Source organism: Pseudomonas sp. WS 5410, assembly GCF_012985645.1.
Taxonomy (GTDB): Bacteria; Pseudomonadota; Gammaproteobacteria; order Pseudomonadales; family Pseudomonadaceae; genus Aquipseudomonas; species Aquipseudomonas shahriarae.
This window is the reverse complement of record NZ_JAAQWS010000050.1, coordinates 1-1,141: the sequence shown is the minus strand read 5'-3', so window position 1 is coordinate 1,141 and position 1,141 is coordinate 1. Positions and strand designations below refer to the sequence as shown.

Here is a 1,141-nt window from a genome sequence, read left to right as displayed (position 1 = left end):
GCTTGTATGGTTAGACTTGTAGGGGTGGTGGGACTAAAAGCCAGCATCTGACTCTAGCCAGTACAGACCGTGGGAGACTTCGCCCCACCCCTTCACCAAAGCGCCGATAAGGAATGCATCGGCCATGACCGACGATAGAAGCAAGCCAGCGCAACGGTGAAGCCCCGACAAGCCCGTAAACCCTAACCCGGAGCTTTTCTCATGGCAATGACTGTCTCGCAATCAATCATTGGAGTGGATGTCGCTAAAGCCGAAGTAGTTGTTTATCAAAGTGAAACTGCTGAAACAAAGATCGTATCGAACAAGAAAAGCGAGCTGAAGGCATGGCTGAAGTCTTTGCCTGCGGGCAGCGCCATCGCAATTGAAGCCACCAATATCTATCACGTGGATACCGTCAACTTGGCTCATTCGATGGGCCATATCGTTTACGTGATTGATGGATATCGCCTTAGCCATTACCGCAAAGGCACAGGTGGTCGCGCTAAAACAGACTTCAGTGATGCGCAGTTGCTGGCTCGCTACTTGAAGAATGAACAGGCTGATTTACGCGCCTGGAATCCGCCGCCGAAGATTTATACCAAGCTTCAAAGCTTGCTGCGTCGACGCGCAGCGCTGGTGAAAATGCGTGTTGCGCTGAATCAGAGCTGGGCGGGCGAGCCATCACTCAAGGCCTCGTCCAAGAGCATTTCAGCGTGTCTTGATAGGCATGAGGGGCTCATTGAGAAAAGGATATTAGATGCTGTTACTGAGGCGGGGCTTTTGCATCAGGTCAAGCGCTGCCAAGCCGTCGAGGGCATTGGTTTTCTGACAGCGGTTGCCCTGGTAATGGCGTTTCAGCGAGGAGAATTTGAAAGTGCTGACGCTTACATCGCGTTCTTGGGAATGGACTTGAGAGTATCCGATTCTGGGCAAATGAGCGGACGCCGCTCATTGAGCAAGAAGGGAGATTCAGAGATACGCAGATTGCTGCATAACGCGGCGTCAGCAGGTATCAGGTCAGAAGCCTGGAAACCTTTATACGAGGGTTATCTGGCCAGGGGCCTGAAAACGACTCAAGCCCTGGTCATCATTGGCCGCAAGCTGGCGCGCATCGCCTTTTCGCTCATGAAAAACCTGAGCGAATACCAGTCAAAAGCGGTTT

General features: G+C 52.2%; 1 protein-coding gene. It reads left to right on the top strand.

Annotation, left to right across the window (positions count from 1 at the left end):
• Positions 1 to 201: 201 nt before the first annotated feature.
• Positions 202 to 1,141, top strand: a 940-nt coding sequence (locus HBO24_RS29305) for an IS110 family transposase (RefSeq protein WP_170060842.1), incomplete at its 3' end; no start/stop codon positions are given.